The organism is Bradyrhizobium sp. BEA-2-5, from assembly GCF_032918025.1.
Taxonomy (GTDB): domain Bacteria; phylum Pseudomonadota; class Alphaproteobacteria; order Rhizobiales; family Xanthobacteraceae; genus Bradyrhizobium; species Bradyrhizobium pachyrhizi.
Window position 1 is genome coordinate 2,987,616 of record NZ_CP136629.1, and the last position, 13,920, is coordinate 3,001,535.

15 protein-coding genes and 1 pseudogene are annotated in these 13,920 nt (G+C 61.9%); 7 read left to right on the forward strand and 9 right to left on the reverse strand.

Going from position 1 to position 13,920, the window contains the following annotated elements:
• The first annotated feature begins 86 nt into the window (after window positions 1–86).
• Complete coding sequence (hpnO, locus tag RX327_RS13825; protein WP_317250600.1) at window positions 87–1,478, forward strand: aminobacteriohopanetriol synthase HpnO; 1,392 nt, start codon at window positions 87–89, stop codon at window positions 1,476–1,478.
• Between the two features lie 101 nt (window positions 1,479–1,579).
• Here the strand turns inward: hpnO and RX327_RS13830 are convergent, their stop codons facing one another.
• From RX327_RS13830 to RX327_RS13845, 4 genes are all read right to left on the reverse strand, one after another.
• Window positions 1,580–2,350 (reverse strand): anti-sigma factor family protein, encoded by a 771-nt coding sequence (locus RX327_RS13830; RefSeq protein WP_028331707.1) that lies wholly within the window; start codon window positions 2,348–2,350, stop codon window positions 1,580–1,582.
• Window positions 2,347–2,904 (reverse strand): sigma-70 family RNA polymerase sigma factor, encoded by a 558-nt coding sequence (locus RX327_RS13835; protein ID WP_018270594.1) that lies wholly within the window; start codon window positions 2,902–2,904, stop codon window positions 2,347–2,349. The genes RX327_RS13830 and RX327_RS13835 overlap by 4 nt, the downstream gene beginning before the upstream one ends.
• A gap of 94 nt (window positions 2,905–2,998) precedes the next feature.
• The gene (locus tag RX327_RS13840; RefSeq protein WP_028331706.1) at window positions 2,999–3,322 is read right to left on the reverse strand and encodes a cupredoxin family copper-binding protein; all 324 of its coding nucleotides are present in this window, start codon (window positions 3,320–3,322) and stop codon (window positions 2,999–3,001) included.
• Window positions 3,323–3,334: 12 nt separating this feature from the next.
• The gene (locus RX327_RS13845; protein WP_050387128.1) at window positions 3,335–4,288 is read right to left on the reverse strand and encodes a metallophosphoesterase family protein; all 954 of its coding nucleotides are present in this window, start codon (window positions 4,286–4,288) and stop codon (window positions 3,335–3,337) included.
• Window positions 4,289–4,541: 253 nt separating this feature from the next.
• Here RX327_RS13845 and RX327_RS13850 point away from each other — a divergent pair, with 253 nt between their 5' ends.
• Entirely contained in the window at window positions 4,542–4,949 is a 408-nt protein-coding gene (locus RX327_RS13850) for a GFA family protein (RefSeq protein WP_050387127.1), read from the forward strand.
• Window positions 4,950–5,299: 350 nt separating this feature from the next.
• Here the strand turns inward: RX327_RS13850 and RX327_RS13855 are convergent, their stop codons facing one another.
• Window positions 5,300–5,644 (reverse strand): Spy/CpxP family protein refolding chaperone, encoded by a 345-nt coding sequence (locus tag RX327_RS13855; protein ID WP_317250601.1) that lies wholly within the window; start codon window positions 5,642–5,644, stop codon window positions 5,300–5,302.
• A 266-nt stretch (window positions 5,645–5,910) separates the two neighbouring features.
• On the opposite strand from RX327_RS13855, the gene cax reads away from it, so the two are divergent.
• A complete protein-coding gene (gene cax / locus RX327_RS13860) occupies window positions 5,911–7,014 on the forward strand; it encodes a calcium/proton exchanger (protein WP_028331702.1) in 1,104 nt (367 codons plus the stop codon).
• A 78-nt stretch (window positions 7,015–7,092) separates the two neighbouring features.
• On the opposite strand, the gene RX327_RS13865 is transcribed toward cax, so the two are convergent.
• From RX327_RS13865 to RX327_RS13880, 4 genes are all read right to left on the reverse strand, one after another.
• Complete coding sequence (locus RX327_RS13865) at window positions 7,093–7,326, reverse strand: hypothetical protein (RefSeq protein WP_028331701.1); 234 nt, start codon at window positions 7,324–7,326, stop codon at window positions 7,093–7,095.
• Between the two features lie 166 nt (window positions 7,327–7,492).
• Window positions 7,493–7,912 carry a hypothetical protein gene (locus RX327_RS13870; RefSeq protein WP_080666919.1) on the reverse strand — a complete coding sequence of 140 codons (420 nt, stop codon included), beginning with the start codon at window positions 7,910–7,912 and terminating at the stop codon, window positions 7,493–7,495.
• Window positions 7,913–8,663: 751 nt separating this feature from the next.
• Window positions 8,664–9,575 carry a hypothetical protein gene (locus tag RX327_RS13875; protein ID WP_244482567.1) on the reverse strand — a complete coding sequence of 304 codons (912 nt, stop codon included), beginning with the start codon at window positions 9,573–9,575 and terminating at the stop codon, window positions 8,664–8,666.
• A 13-nt stretch (window positions 9,576–9,588) separates the two neighbouring features.
• Window positions 9,589–10,638, reverse strand: a complete 1,050-nt coding sequence (locus RX327_RS13880) for an AraC family transcriptional regulator (protein ID WP_050387125.1) — start codon at window positions 10,636–10,638, stop codon at window positions 9,589–9,591.
• Between the two features lie 229 nt (window positions 10,639–10,867).
• Here RX327_RS13880 and RX327_RS13885 point away from each other — a divergent pair, with 229 nt between their 5' ends.
• From RX327_RS13885 to RX327_RS13900, 4 genes and pseudogenes are all read left to right on the forward strand, one after another.
• Complete coding sequence (locus RX327_RS13885; RefSeq protein WP_244482566.1) at window positions 10,868–11,239, forward strand: helix-turn-helix domain-containing protein; 372 nt, start codon at window positions 10,868–10,870, stop codon at window positions 11,237–11,239.
• Window positions 11,240–11,362: 123 nt separating this feature from the next.
• Window positions 11,363–12,031: a hypothetical protein gene (locus tag RX327_RS13890; RefSeq protein ID WP_198400294.1), complete on the forward strand. Its 669-nt coding sequence runs from the start codon at window positions 11,363–11,365 to the stop codon at window positions 12,029–12,031.
• Window positions 12,032–12,137: 106 nt separating this feature from the next.
• Window positions 12,138–12,491, forward strand: coding sequence for an HdeA/HdeB family chaperone (locus RX327_RS13895; protein ID WP_317250602.1), 354 nt, complete (start codon window positions 12,138–12,140; stop codon window positions 12,489–12,491).
• Window positions 12,475–13,806: pseudogene (locus tag RX327_RS13900) on the forward strand (DUF1254 domain-containing protein); the annotation flags it as partial. The gene RX327_RS13895 and the pseudogene RX327_RS13900, both read left to right, overlap by 17 nt.
• Window positions 13,807–13,920: the final 114 nt, after the last annotated feature.

Sequence of the window (13,920 nt, forward strand, 5' to 3'; positions counted from 1 at the left end):
TAACTGGACGATCCGAGCGGGGGGCAAAACGCCGCTAGCGAGCGTTTTAAGTTGACGAGATGGCCATCAACCGACGTATGTGACGAATGGTAAGTTCCAATTTAGACGTTTCCGAGATTTTTGTGGAGCGCGAGGGGCAGCGCGGTGCCATGCACACGCGTCACCTGAACGAGCAGTTCGTCCGGGTTCTCAAGACCATCGGCTACGATGTCGGCTTCCAGAAGGGGCAGGGGCAGTACCTTTACGATCGCGAGGGCGCTCGCTACCTTGACCTGTTGTCCGGCTTTGGCGTGTTCGCGATCGGGCGCAATCATCCTGTCATGCGCGATGCGCTCAAGAGCGTGCTCGATGCCGACCTGCCCAACCTCGTCCAGTTCGACGTCTCGACGCTCGCCGGCGTGCTGGCCGAGCGGCTGCTGAAATACGTCCCCTATCTCGACAAGGCGTTCTTCGCCAACTCCGGCGCGGAATGCGTCGAAGCCGCGATCAAATTCGCGCGTGGCGCGACCGGCCGCCCCGGCATCGTCTATTGCGCCCACGGCTACCATGGCCTGACCTACGGCGCGCTGTCGCTGACCGGCGATTCGAACTTCCGCACCGGATTCGAGCCGCTGCTGCCGGGCTGCACCCCGGTCCCGTTCAACGATCTGGCTGCGCTGGAAAAGGCCCTGGCCTCGCGCGAGGTTGCGGCCTTCGTCGTCGAGCCGATCCAGGGCAAGGGCGTCAACATGCCCACCGACGAGTTCCTGCCCGGCGCGGCTGCGCTCTGCAAGAAATACGGCACGCTGTTCGTCGCCGACGAGATCCAGACCGGCATGGGCCGCACCGGCCGCTTTCTCGCGGTCGAGCACTGGAACGTCGAGCCCGACATGGTGCTGCTGTCGAAGTCGCTGTCGGGCGGCCACGTGCCGGTCGGCGCCGTGCTGACGCGCAAGAGCATCTTCGACAAGATCTTCAACCAGATGGACCGTGCGGTGGTGCACGGCTCCACCTTCTCCAAGAACGACCTCGCCATGGCCGCGGGCATCGCCACGCTCGACGTCATGGAGTCGGAGAAGCTGATCGAGTCCGCCGCCAAGCGCGGCGCCGAGCTGCGCCTCGCATTGACGCGCATGGTGCCCGGCTACGAGCTGATGAAGGAAGTGCGCGGCAAGGGACTGATGATCGGCGTCGAGTTCGGCCCGCCGAAGTCGCTGCGCCTGCGCGCCTCCTGGAACGTGCTGGAGGCCGCCAACAAGGGCCTGTTCTGCCAGCTCATTACCGTGCCGCTGTTCAAGGATCACAAGATTCTGACCCAGGTCGCCGGTCACGGCAGCCACACCATCAAGCTGTTGCCGCCGCTCACGATCACCGAGGAAGATTGTGGCTGGATCGAGCGCGCCTTCGACGACGTCATCGCCGGCAGCCACAAGGTCCCCGGCGCGATCTGGTCGCTCGGCAAGACGCTGGTGGACAACGCGGTGCGCAAGTCGGCGTAGGCCTCACGATGTAGCCCGGATGGAGCGCAGCGAAATCCGGGGTTCTCAAAGCGGGTAAGACCGTCCCCGGATTACGCTGCGCTCCATCCGGGCTACAAGACTCACCCCTCCTTGTTCGCGCGCATCGCGCCCTCGAACTTGTCGCCGAACTCGCTCAGTTCGTCGGCGCCGAGATCGCTGACTGCCCAGTAATTCAGGCCGCGGTCGCTCCAGCGGCGGATATTGAAGCCCTGCAGTGTCGAGATCTTCGCCGTCTTGCGTTCGGTGTTCGCGGTCTGCGCCACGAACAGGTTGATGACGTGCTGGCGCCGCTTGTAGACCACGGCGCCGATCTCGCGGGCGTTGACGTAGTCGAGCCGGCCACCGATCAGCGTGAAGCCCTGCGCGGTGAGATCGATCACCGGCGGCGAGACGTCGAGCTTGCCGTTGAACCAGGGCTTGACCGTGTGCTGATCCGTCGAGATCACGTCGGTGAGGTGGCCGGCCTGCAGCGAACGCAGATGCGCCGACACCACCTCGTTCTCGATGCGCTGCTCGTCATCGTTGCGCAGCACGATCGCGACAAGGCCGGTCGCTGCCATCGCCGACACCGCGGAGCCCAGCGCAAAGCCGCGCAGCACCGAGCGCCGGGTCGGCGCCGCCTGCGCTTGTGGTTGCGGCAGTGACTTCTCGATCTTGCGGCGCAGCTCGAGCGGCGCCTTGTAGCGCAAATCGCTCTCGGCGATCGCCTGGCGGATCTCCTGATACTCCTTCATGAGCGCGGCGCAATGTGCGCACCCCTCGACATGGGCCTCAACTTCGCGCGCATGGCCGGCGTCGAGTTCGCCGTCGATCAGCGCGTGGATCAGCACTTCGGCTTCCTCGCAGGTCATTTCGCTTGCTCCTGTTCCGCAAGCCAGGCCGATCGCAGCATGGCGCGGGCGCGCGCGAGGCGGGACATCACGGTGCCGACCGGCACGGCGGCGACATCGGCGATCTCGCGGTATGAAAGATTCTGGATTTCCCTGAGCACGAAGGTCTCGCGGAACGGCTCGGCAAGCGCCGCGACCAGCTTGCGCACGGTCTCGCCGTCGAAGCGGCGCAGCAGCTGCTTTTCCGGGGTCTCCGGGGCTTCATTCCACAGCGGGGTCTGCTCGCCGCCTTCGGGCAACTCCTCGACCGCGGTCGGGGCGGTCTTGCGCCTTGCATATTCGGCCCGGCAGACATTGCGCAGGATCGCGAACAGCCACGGCTTCATCGCAGGTCCGCGGTAGCTGTCGAAATGCTTGTAGGCGCGCAGATAGCATTCCTGCACCGCATCCTCGGCGTCGGCGGCATCGCGCAGCAGATAGCGGGCCAGCGTATAGGCATCGTCAAGATACGGCAGCGCGGCCTCGCGGAAGCGTCGCGCCTTTTCGGGATCGTCTTGCGACGCGTTGACAACCATCGTGTCCTGCCCGGCATGTCGAGAGACGGCTCGTGCCCGGCCGGGAGCGGAGGGCCACCGGCCGGGCATGGTTGTGATTGTATGGGTTGTCACGTTACCCAACCTTGACACTGCCTGTCATGTGCGGATGCAGCGAGCAGAAATACTTGTACTCGCCGGGCTCCGTGAAGGTGAACGAGAAGGTGCCGTCGGTATCCATGGTCTTGGAGCGGAATTTTCCCGCACACACCACGGTGTGCGGGATGTCGTCGCGGTTGGTCCAGGTCACGGTGGTGCCGACCTTCACCTCAAGCTGGGGCGGGGTGAACGAGAAGTTGTCGATGTGAACCGCGGTATCTTCGGCGCGGGCCGCCGTGACCGGCAGCAGCATGGTCGCGACCACGGCGATCCCGAAGTCGCGTCGATTGATCGAACTCATCGGTCTTGTCCCTCAGCCTTGCAGCGGTGTGTCGATGATCGCCAGCGGCTGGCTGTTCTGCTTGAAGTTGATGCTGGCGACGCCGAGCATGCTGCGCAGCTTGGCATCCTCCACCTTCATCGGGCCGGGCGAGGGGGCGGAGCCCGGCGCCGGCTGCGGGAAGGCGGTCGAACGCGCGGTGTGGAAGGTGACGTTGCCCTCGACCTTCTGCATCACCTGGTGGATGTGGCCGTTGAGCACGGTGACCGAGCCGAAGCCCTTGACGTATTCCAGCGCACGGGCGCCGTCCTCGGTGCCCCAGCCCCATTGCGGATAGACCGTCCACAGCGGGATGTGGGCGAACAGCACGATCGGCGTCGACTTCGAGCGGCCCTTGAGGTCGTTCTCCAGCCATTCGAGCTGCTCGTTGCCGAGATTGCCGAGGCCGCCGCCCTTGAGGTCGACGACGTTGACGAGGCCGATGAAATGCACGCCGCCGGCATCGAAGGAATAGTAGCCCGGACCCTTGGTGCCGCGGCCGTAGCGCTCCTTGTAGAGCTTGACCTCCTCGTCTATGAAATCGTGCTCGCCCGGCACGTAGTGCACGTCGAGCTTGGCCTGCGAGATGATGCGATCGGCGTCATCGAATTCGGACGCCTTCGACAGATGGGTGATGTCGCCGGTGTGGATCATGAAGGATGGCTTGACCTGCATCGCCCGGACCTTGTTGATGGCCTCTTCCAGCGTGCCGATGGCGTTCGGGTTCGCCGGCTTGTCGAAGCCGACATGGCTGTCGCTGATCTGCATGAAGGTCATGCCGGGTGCAGCTTCCGCAGCCGCGGCCGAGCCGACGATGCCGAGCGAATGCGGCACGCCGCCGGTGACGGTCCACAGCACGCCGGTGCCGGCCCAGGTCATGCATTCGAGCACCTTGCGTCGGCTGACGCCTTTTTCCTCATGGCGATGGTCGTGATCGTGTCCGCTCATGGCAGTCTCCCGTGGGCCCAGGGATTGGGTTTCCGGGGAGGTGATCGGCGGGGGTGGGGCTTTATTCCCGAGGCCTGGGCGGGGCCGATGGCAGGGATGACGATTTCGTGAGGTGCGACGCCGGCCCGCCATGATCGGCGGGCGCAGGGGACCGCGCGACAGCTCGACGCAAGGGCAAGATGCGCAATTGAAGCGTTGGTGCTTGCGACGTTATCGACCCGCCCGACAACCCACTGATCGAGCGGAGGAAAACATGGCTGACGTCACCGGCGGCTGTCACTGCGGCGAGATCCGTTACGAGGTGACCGGCGAACCGGTCGTCCATGCTTTGTGTCACTGCACCGATTGCCGGCGCCACGCCGGCGCACCGATGGTCGGCTGGGTCATGGTTGCCGAGGACATGGTCAAGGTGACCAAGGGGCAGCCCAGGATCTACCGATCCTCGGAGCACGGCCGGCGGCACTTCTGCGCGAAATGCGGCAGCGGACTTTTCTATACCAATCGCAACATGCTGCCCGGGTTCATCGACATCCAGAGCGGCACCTATGACGATCCCGATGCGGTGCCGGCCACGATGCATATCCAGGTCGCGGAGCGGCTGCGCTGGATGGTGGATGCGCATGAGCTGCCGACCTTCGACCGCTTTCCGCCGCCGGAATGACCGGGTTGATGAACGCGGTGCTTTCCGGCGAAGCGACTATGCGCGCCACGACATGGAATCGCCGCAACATAGATGGACGGTTGCAATACGGCGTTTTCTTTTTGGCAGGTGCGCGTGACGCTCGCGTTGGTCGGGCGTCCATTTCACGCACCAACCAGCGCGGGCTGTTCGCTTGAGTCGGGTTGGCCTTATTCGTCCTCGTCGTCCGGACCGCCACGCTGCTCGATCGCGTTTCGTACGCCGCGCATGATGGCGAACGACACGAATGCCATCCTTCGCTTCTGATCATCGCTCAATGTCTTGTAGAGCGGCTCCCAGGCATCGGAGAGCTTCTTGAGATCGGTCCCGCGCTAAATCAGCCGGTCGGCTCTGCGTTGCATCATTTCGACCGGATTGCTTCCGCCAAGGGCCTCCATCGGTCCGTTGTCCTGGAGTTCGGCAATTCGCTCCAACCGAGCCTGCCGGTTTTTCGCTCGCGCACGGATGGCATCCTCGATGGCCGGCCAGTATTTCTCCTGATCGGGTGTCAGCTGCAGGGCAGCCTTGACGATGCCGACACGCATGTCCGTCAGGCTCTTCAGATCGGCTGCACTGGGTTGCGCGGCTCCGACTGTCGTGGATGTCTCTGCTGCAAAAGCGAGAGACGAGGTCGTCACCAAGAATGCAATCGCTGCGACAGCTGCGTTCCTCGTCATTGTGAGCTCCTGAGCTGGTCATCAAGGATGTCCGCGAGAGCAACCACAATCATGTCGGCCACGGGTTGATCTAGGTCAAACGGGAGAGGGAGCCGGAAAATATGGACGCGCTTCTGACCGTTCGGGAAATTCCGTGAGGCTCCGGATCGGCTTGTCGGCTCAACCCGTGACCGGCGCGACGGTGGCGCCGGATTGAGCTAGATCAAGGTTCAGCGGATCGCAGTGTTCAGAAACTGCCGTCGACCTCGTTTCGACCGGGCGGTACCATGCACCATCTGCTCAAGGAAATTCGACATAATCCACTGCTCTGGATGCTGGTCTTCGTACCGATCGTGCTGGCGGTCGAGACGGCGGCTCCGTCCGCCCACACCGCGCTGTTTGTGCTCGCTGTTCTGGCCATCGTGCCGTTGGCCGCCCTGCTCAGCCACGCGACGGAGAGCGTCGCAGAGAAGACCGGCGATGCAGTCGGAGGCCTGCTCAACGCAACTTTGGGCAATCTGACCGAGCTGATCATCGCGATCGCTGCGCTGCATGCCGGAGAGTACATGCTGGTCAAGGCATCGATCGCCGGTGCCATCGTCACCAATTCACTCTTTATGCTCGGCGCATCATTCCTGCTCGGCGGGCTCCGCCATCACGTTCAGGAGTATAATCGGGCCGGCGGGAGGATGTACGCAGCGCTGCTGCTGATGGCCACGATTGCGCTGCTTGCGCCCTCGGCTGTTGCCGACCTCGATCCGGCGCGCGGCGAGGCCATGGCGCTGGCTCTCAGTACGGGCCTCGCTGTGCTGCTGATATGCGCCTATGGGCTCGGCTTGCTGTTCTCGCTCAAGACACACAAGGAGCTGTTCGCAAGCGAGGAGCATGGCGAAACCGGCGGCGCCGGCTGGCCGATCGGACTTGCGTTAGGTACCCTTCTCGTCGTCACGGTGCTGGTTGCACTGGTCAGCGAAATATTCGTGAGCTCGGTGCAGAAAGCGGGCGAGACGCTCGGATTGAGCCCGGCGTTCGTCGGTTTCATCATCGTCGCGCTGGTCGGCGCCGCGGCAGAAATGGCGGTCGCGTTTTCTGCGGCGCGCAAGAACCGTCTCGATATGAGCGTCAGCATCGCGCTCGGCAGCGCGTCTCAAATCGCCTTGTTCGTCGCGCCGGCGCTGGTGCTTCTGAGCTACGTCGTCGGTCCGAAGCCGATGGATTTGCAGTTTTGGCCGGGGGCCGTGACGATGGTCATGATCGCCTCCGTGACTTCCTGCTTCATCACCAACAGCGGACGGTCGGCATGGTTTATCGGTGCCTTGCTCGTGCTCATCTATGCGATTTTCGCCATGACCCTGTACATGGTGCCACCGGGATCGCACGGCCCGGTTTGACCAGCGGCGAGCGTTGCCGGCACCGATCCGGACGAGGGCGCGTGTTCCTCGTCGCGTTCACGCGGACCCCTGATGGCTTTACAGCGGTAGCTCGCTCTGACCGCGCGTCCAGTCGATAATGTCGATCTGGAGCCCCCGTTTCAGAATCTCGGCCTCAAGATTGCTGGCATGCCGCTTCCATTCGGCCGTCGACCGGACCCGGAATTTTGGATCTTCACCGTTTGCCTCGAACTCATCGTCGGCTTCGAGCGCGCCGCGAACAGCCTCGTACATCATCTTAAGGCTCGCGTCGGTGAAGGCGTCGTACTCCATCGAGCCGTCTCCCTGGAAAAGCGAAATTCAAGGGACCGCCACGATGGCGATCGTGGCGTCCCTTTGCGGTCGATCCATTCAACATGGAAATGCCGATGCCTGACCGGAACTCGACAGCGAGCCGGTGCGGTGCAACCGCATGTCCATCCATTGCGGCTCAGCCGGATCAATACTGCGGGCAGACCATTTGCCCGTATTCATTGTAGTAGCAGCCTTGGTTGCCGTAGTAGCCATAGGCGCCATACGCGCCGGCTGCGGCTGCAGCGCCGACGGCAGCAGCACCATAACCCCAGCCCGGCCGATAGTAGCCTCTGCCGTAGCCGGGATAGCCGGCGACCGGGCGGCCGGGGCGCCCTGCAATCGGTCGACCGGGATAGCCCGGACGCCCTGCAACGCGATATCCTCCACCGTGAACTCGTCCGCCGCCTACATGCATGCCACCGCCACGCATCCCGCCGCCGTGAAAGCCGCCTCCGCCGCCGCGGAAGCCGCCGCCTCCTCCGCGACGGGCATAGGCGTCATCAGGAATCAGGCAGACAGCGACGAGAACCAGAGCCGCCAGAGCGGCGAGGATACAACGAAGCATGGCGTGTCCTCCCTATCGGACAATATTGCGAGCGGCGACACTGCGACAATTTCGCCTCGCGAGATTGACGTAGATCAACGGAATGCAGCAGGGCGCGCGTTCGAAAAGGGTCAGGCAGCTGTCATCAACCCCAGGCACAATCTGTACTTTGCCGCGTAGCATCTTGCCTGGAATGCGAACGTGAGTTCCATGGCATTTGCTTTCGCCTCAGTCAGGCGACAGCCATCGTTTCTTTGCCGAGTTCACCTGGTGTTTTTACGTCCTGCAGAACGCAGCCAAGAGGATCAACGTGCGGAAAGCGGATGTAACGTGCGCGTGCTGTGGCGCAGGTTTCCGGCGGTTGGAGCTATGGTCAGAACCTGGCGCCAAAGGTGAGTATCACTGTCCCGTTTGCGACTACTTGCTCGAGGCATTCGATGGCACCAACCTGATCGCCTATCGGCTGACGATCCAGCCGGAACGCGCGCCGGTCTCCTCGGCGAAGCTGTTCGACGAACAATGATAGCCTGACGATCGGTTGCCATCGGCGTGCTTCGCTTTTCGAGGTGACGGCCGACGCCATGACTGTTTGGCCGTGTCACTGCATCGATTGGCGCCGCATGCCGACGGGCCGATGGCCGACCCGGTGATGGCCGCAGAGGACACAGCCAAGGCGACACGAGGCAGATCTGCCCGTCCGGCCGGGGGGGGGGGCGTTTGCACCCTCGTCGGATGGTCTCGGTGCTTGCTTGCTCGTGCGCCGGGACGCCGGCTAGTTCTTGACGGCATACAGAGGCGTTCTGAACGTCAGTTGATAGGCGGGCTTCGGCACCCACATGATTTCGGCTGTGAGGCCAAACAATCGGTTGTCATTATCGTCCATGCGGTCGAGATCTAGCCGCACGATCGGTTGCGCGAAAGGCTGAATCGAGGCGACGTTCATAAGTTGCGCGCCCTCGAAGGATTGCACGCCCACGCGGCCGGTAAATTTCCAATCGTTCGGCCATTGATAGTAGCCGCCGACATAAGCAATCGTGTTCGGATTGATCCTCCCCAGCGCACTGCCGGCGTCGGTTCGGGTGTATTGGACACCGCCGAGGAAGCCTCGGGTTTCATCGGAATCGAGCGCATAGTCGAATTCGAGAATGTTGTTGAAGGAGGTTGTGCCCAGCGGGCCATTGGGAATCGACTGTGTGATGGTCGATTGCAGCGTCACGGTAGGAAAGGTCCCGCCGTTCTGCTGATAAAGGTCCGCCTGGAAGCCGATATTCCAGCTTGTGACCTGAAAGGACGAAAAGCCGGTACTCCCGAAGTTCGTCGAACTGCCGGAGACGCCGGCATAGAGCGACACGCTATCGGTGACATCGACCGTTAGCGGAAAATCCATGTTGAGAGATTTCGCGGCTGGCACGCCGGCCGGAAAGACCGCGCTCCCCGATGCCGCAAGCGTTTGAGTATTGAACAGCGTCGGATGTCCAAAGCCGAACGCGAGCGACCCCGCCGGTACCTGTGCGTAGATCGTTCTGAGGTCGAGGTAGATGTTCGGCACCGAAGCATTGGCAACGCCGTCATCATTTGCGGCAAGGGCCTTGGCAACCGGGATGATAAGCACCGCGCATGACGCCGCCCTCAGGATCAATCCGAAGGCCGAGCGCCCTGCGCTGTTACGTAGCGGCGCGTTCAAGGCGAAAACCTTCCTAGGCGCGATTGTCATTGGGCAGGGAGGCGCGCTGATCGATCGCAGCTTGTCCGTTCCTCGATCTCACCCGAAACTCCCGCGGGGTGCAGCCGGAGATCCGGCGGAAGGCACGCGTAAAATGAGCCGGGTCGGCATAGCCCGATGAGAGTGCCACGTCGATGATCTTGATTTCAGTGGCGCCCAAAAGCTTGGCCGCATTGTTGAAGCGAGCCTGCTCAACCAGACCCGAATATGTCAGCCCAGCGAGCGAAAGCCTCCGTTGCAAACTCCTGGTGCTCACTCCCATCATCTCGGCCGCCTGCGTTATCGTGAGGCCTCCTTGGTCAAGGTAGGAGGGCAAGCTCAGCCTCAATGCGCTGACGACGTCCTTGCCGAATGACTGCGGCTCGTGATCGGACGGCGCCGGCCGAAAGTCATTTGAGGGATTTGCAAGACTGAGGAGTTTTACCGGCACCTCGATCCATGAGGCCTTCTGACCTGACAGGAACCGCGTGTTCGGCCAATGCGACCGGACCTCCGGGCTCGGCGTATAGGGCGCTTCAAATGCAATCACCTTTGGAGACCAGTTCGCCCCGGCGAACTGACGGACGATGTGCAGCACGAATATGTTTTGAAGCCACTGGGATATCTCAAGATGGGAAATGCCCTCCGTTCCAATGAGCTTGCTGCAAATCTTCAAGTTCTCGCCGCTTGGCTCGAGCCATAGTTGGAGGATCGTATCCTCGCACGGTGCCCACCGGCAGGTTTGCTGCAAGGCAACCAACAGGGTCGGCGCATGGCGCACGCGCGCGCGCATGGCTTCGCTCAAATGTTCAAACGAGGTTCGCTGGGCTGCGCGAAAGGCGATTTCTGACAGGCCCTGCTTTTGCTGAGCGGCCGTCGCGAACCGAACAGCCGGCAGCAAAGGTACATAATGATCCGCTTTCTCTTCAAAAGACGTCGGAAGCTGAAATTTGGCGAGGAGTGCCGCCGTAGGCCCGCCAGTTTCGGAATGAAGCTCAGCGAATGGGATCAAAAATTGACAACGGATCAATGGAATGACGGTCATTACTACCTGCCCAAGAAGTTTTGCCGCGATTGCAGCTTAGCAGACCGGAACTCCTCTTGCGTTGTCTTTATCGAGCAGCCGACGCGACACGCATTCGCGAATTTCGCTTGACGAGAATTTTGGCGGCTGATGGCCAGATTGATCCCCGAAGCTGCTCTATCCTGATGCGTCGTTTCTCTTGCAGGAGCACGGGCCTCACGCCTCAAACCAACCGATGAGAGCTGTCCGATTGCCTTCAGCCCAGGCGGTCCGCGCGGCCATTGTCGCGTCGCTGCGACACGGTGACGCAACTCTGGATAGTACCGCTCACACCCTCAAGATCAGCTCGCGCACGTTGCAGCGGCACCTTGGTCGCCTGGGCACCAGCCACAGCGAAATGCTCGCCGAAGTTCGCCTGGACATCGCCTGCCGCCTGCTCGGGGACTCAAGCAAGCGCCTGTCGGAAATCGCAAAATTCGTGGGATACAGTAATGCCAGCAGCTTCAGCCGCACTTTCGTGCGTTTGATGAAAATCCAACCCATCGCCTACAGGCAGCAGCAACTTTCCGATCGGCCGAGTGGGGCGAACCATCGCAAGAGATCTCACGCCGCCGGGCGATGAGAAGTTGTATCATTGGCGCGAAATGGCAAGACGCGCGATCCGAATTGGCGCGAAATGCGTAGCGAAGCTGATTGCCGAAATAATTGCGGCGCTCCCCCAAGGGCGCCAAAGGAGATCACAACCATGACCCTTCGCTCAGCTCTGCTGGTATTCTGCGTCGCCGGATTGATTGCCGCTCCCCATAAGGTGCTTTCCCAATCTGCACCCGAGACCAAACCGCACGTCCCGCTTGAGAAGTCGATCGGTCAGGCAAAGCCGGAAGTCGTGCCATCGCTGTTCGTCCTCAATTCGCGCGGTGCGAGCTTGAAGGACGGCAAACTCGTGCTGACTGGGGTTTCACCGAATGCGATCGTGTTCGCCGATCGGCCCGTGCGGGCAGCCGGTCACGATCTCACATCGCGAATTGTCGAGGATTGGGGCAATGGCACCGACAATTTCGCGAAGGATCCTCCAAACGCCACCGTGTCCGGGTTCAGGAAAGACGGATCGTCGGTAGCCGACGCCGTCGTCGTCCTGAAATCGCCCAAGCTCGACGGCGACAAGCTGACTTTCGATGTCGATCTGCTCGAAGGTGACCTTGCGGGAGCTGATGGACCGGCGTCGATCTTCATCGACATCATCGGTCGCCCATTCACGCCGCTGTCCTTTGCCGGCGTTGCCCGTCGAACCGCGTGGCGAGGGGCTTATTATCGCGGCGCTGCAGTCGCAGGTGCAGCCGCCCTTGGCGCCGCGGCTGCTTATCCCTATTACGCCCCGCGGTGCGGGTTCTATCCGTATCCGCCTTGCTACTGAGCAACGCGACCGGCCACGTCGCAGCCTCCGGGCCGACCATGCAAGGTCGGCCCGATTTAAAGCCGAACATACGAGCTCACAGGAGAGGATCGTGGGACGAACCGCTATGATTGCAGCATCGCTGATCATCGCCGGCATTCAATCAGCGCATGCGCAGACCGACCTCAGCGCTTACGCCAATGCCGAAGGCTATCTGGATGTTCAGAAGCTGACATGCGCACAGCTCGCCGGAACGTGGCAAGGAGACGCCGATCTTCTCACTGCCTGGTACAGCGGCTGGTACAACGGCCTCGCGCGCAAGCATTACCTCGATATCAAAAAGTCCCGTGAGGCCGAGCACGAGGTGATCCAGCACTGCAAGGCTCATCCCGACCAGCTCATCATCGAGGCGATCGCAGTAGTCTTCAAGGATATGAGAGCGGCGCTCGGGATCAGGATGCAGCCTCGGCCAGGGCCTTGAAGACTTCTGGCTCGCGACCGACGCCTACATCTTCGGCTATCCGCTCGTGACGATGGAGATGACGCGCCGTGTCATCACCAACGTTGCAACACCGGTCGGCACGCGCGCGCCGATGGGCCAGATCATCAAGCTGCGCAAGTACCCTGATGCGTCTTTCCGCGATGTCACTGCGCCCAACGCGGACACGCTCTACACCACGTCCTTCCTCGACGTCGGGAAGGAACCGTGGGTCCTCAGCATCCCGGACATGAAAGGGCGCTATTTCCTGATGCCGATGCTGGATGGCTGGACGACGGTATTCCAGGTGCCGGGCAAGCGGACGACCGGCACCGGCGCGCAGACCTACGCCATCACGGGCCCCGGATGGAAGGGCACGCTGCCGTCCGGCGTCAAGGAATACAAGTCGCCCACCAGCATCGTGTGGCTGCTCGGCCGCATCTATTGCACCGGCACGTCCGAAGACTACGCCGAGGTGCACAAGCTGCAGGACGAATGCAAGCTGGTCCCGCTGAGCTCCTACGGCAAGCCCTACACACCGCCTGAAGGCAAGGTCGATGCTTCCATCGACATGAAGACGGCTGTCCGTGAGCAGGTCAATCGCATGGACGCGGTGTCATATTTCAAGCTGCTGTGCGAGCTGATGAAAGCCAATCCGCCATATGTAGCAGACGCGCCCCAGCTCGCCAAATTTGCTCGCATCGGCATCGTTCCCGGACAGGATTTCGACGAGAGCAAGCTGAAGGCGGACTTTCTGAAGCGCGTTCCGGAGGTGTCGTTCGACAGGATCATGCTTCAGTTCAAGGTCAACAAGGCGGTCAAGGACGAGAACGGCTTTGCGTTCACGACGAAAACCGGCATCTACGGCACCGACTACCTGATGCGAGCCCTGGTGACCGCGATTGGGCTTGGTGCCAATCGTCCGCAGGATGCGGTCTACCCGACCTCGCAAAAGGATGCGGACGACCGCAAGTACAATGGTGCGAACAAGTACGTCATGCGGTTTCCCAAAGGCCACCTGCCTCCGGCCGAGGGATTCTGGTCGCTCACGATGTACGACAGCAGCTACTTCTTCGTGAACAATCCGCTCAACCGATATTCGATCAGTGCGCGGGAAAACCTGAAGGAGAATCCTGACGGCTCCACCGATCTCTACATCCAGAAGGACTCGCCGGGGAAGGACAAGGAATCCAACTGGCTTCCCGCGCCGGAGGGAGATTTCATACTCATGCTGCGCATGTACTGGCCGCAGGAAACCGACCCGTCGATCATCAACGGCACCTGGACGGTTCCTGCCGTCAAGAAGGTCGGGGCTTGAGAACCCGGCTTCGTGCCGGCTCCGCCGGGGCCGGCACGAACCAACGTGCTTCGATTTGCGGTCGCGAATCGTACGCTCGCGCAAGCCGGACCAGATCGTTCTGCGATGCGCCAA

What these genes read in the sequence shown, in the direction of transcription:
- RX327_RS13830 (WP_028331707.1), bottom strand. Translation starts at nt 2,350, where the DNA reads ATGACCTGCGAGGAAGCCGAAGTGCTGATCCACGCGCTGATCGACGGC.
- RX327_RS13895 (WP_317250602.1), top strand. Translation starts at nt 12,138, where the DNA reads ATGATTGCAGCATCGCTGATCATCGCCGGCATTCAATCAGCGCATGCG.
- RX327_RS13855 (WP_317250601.1), bottom strand. Translation starts at nt 5,644, where the DNA reads ATGACGAGGAACGCAGCTGTCGCAGCGATTGCATTCTTGGTGACGACC.
- RX327_RS13865 (WP_028331701.1), bottom strand. Translation starts at nt 7,326, where the DNA reads ATGGAGTACGACGCCTTCACCGACGCGAGCCTTAAGATGATGTACGAG.
- RX327_RS13890 (WP_198400294.1), top strand. Translation starts at nt 11,363, where the DNA reads ATGACCCTTCGCTCAGCTCTGCTGGTATTCTGCGTCGCCGGATTGATT.
- RX327_RS13870 (WP_080666919.1), bottom strand. Translation starts at nt 7,912, where the DNA reads ATGCTTCGTTGTATCCTCGCCGCTCTGGCGGCTCTGGTTCTCGTCGCT.
- RX327_RS13850 (WP_050387127.1), top strand. Translation starts at nt 4,542, where the DNA reads ATGGCTGACGTCACCGGCGGCTGTCACTGCGGCGAGATCCGTTACGAG.
- RX327_RS13835 (WP_018270594.1), bottom strand. Translation starts at nt 2,904, where the DNA reads ATGGTTGTCAACGCGTCGCAAGACGATCCCGAAAAGGCGCGACGCTTC.
- RX327_RS13880 (WP_050387125.1), bottom strand. Translation starts at nt 10,638, where the DNA reads ATGACCGTCATTCCATTGATCCGTTGTCAATTTTTGATCCCATTCGCT.
- hpnO (WP_317250600.1), top strand. Translation starts at nt 87, where the DNA reads ATGGTAAGTTCCAATTTAGACGTTTCCGAGATTTTTGTGGAGCGCGAG.
- RX327_RS13845 (WP_050387128.1), bottom strand. Translation starts at nt 4,288, where the DNA reads ATGAGCGGACACGATCACGACCATCGCCATGAGGAAAAAGGCGTCAGC.
- RX327_RS13840 (WP_028331706.1), bottom strand. Translation starts at nt 3,322, where the DNA reads ATGAGTTCGATCAATCGACGCGACTTCGGGATCGCCGTGGTCGCGACC.
- cax (WP_028331702.1), top strand. Translation starts at nt 5,911, where the DNA reads ATGCACCATCTGCTCAAGGAAATTCGACATAATCCACTGCTCTGGATG.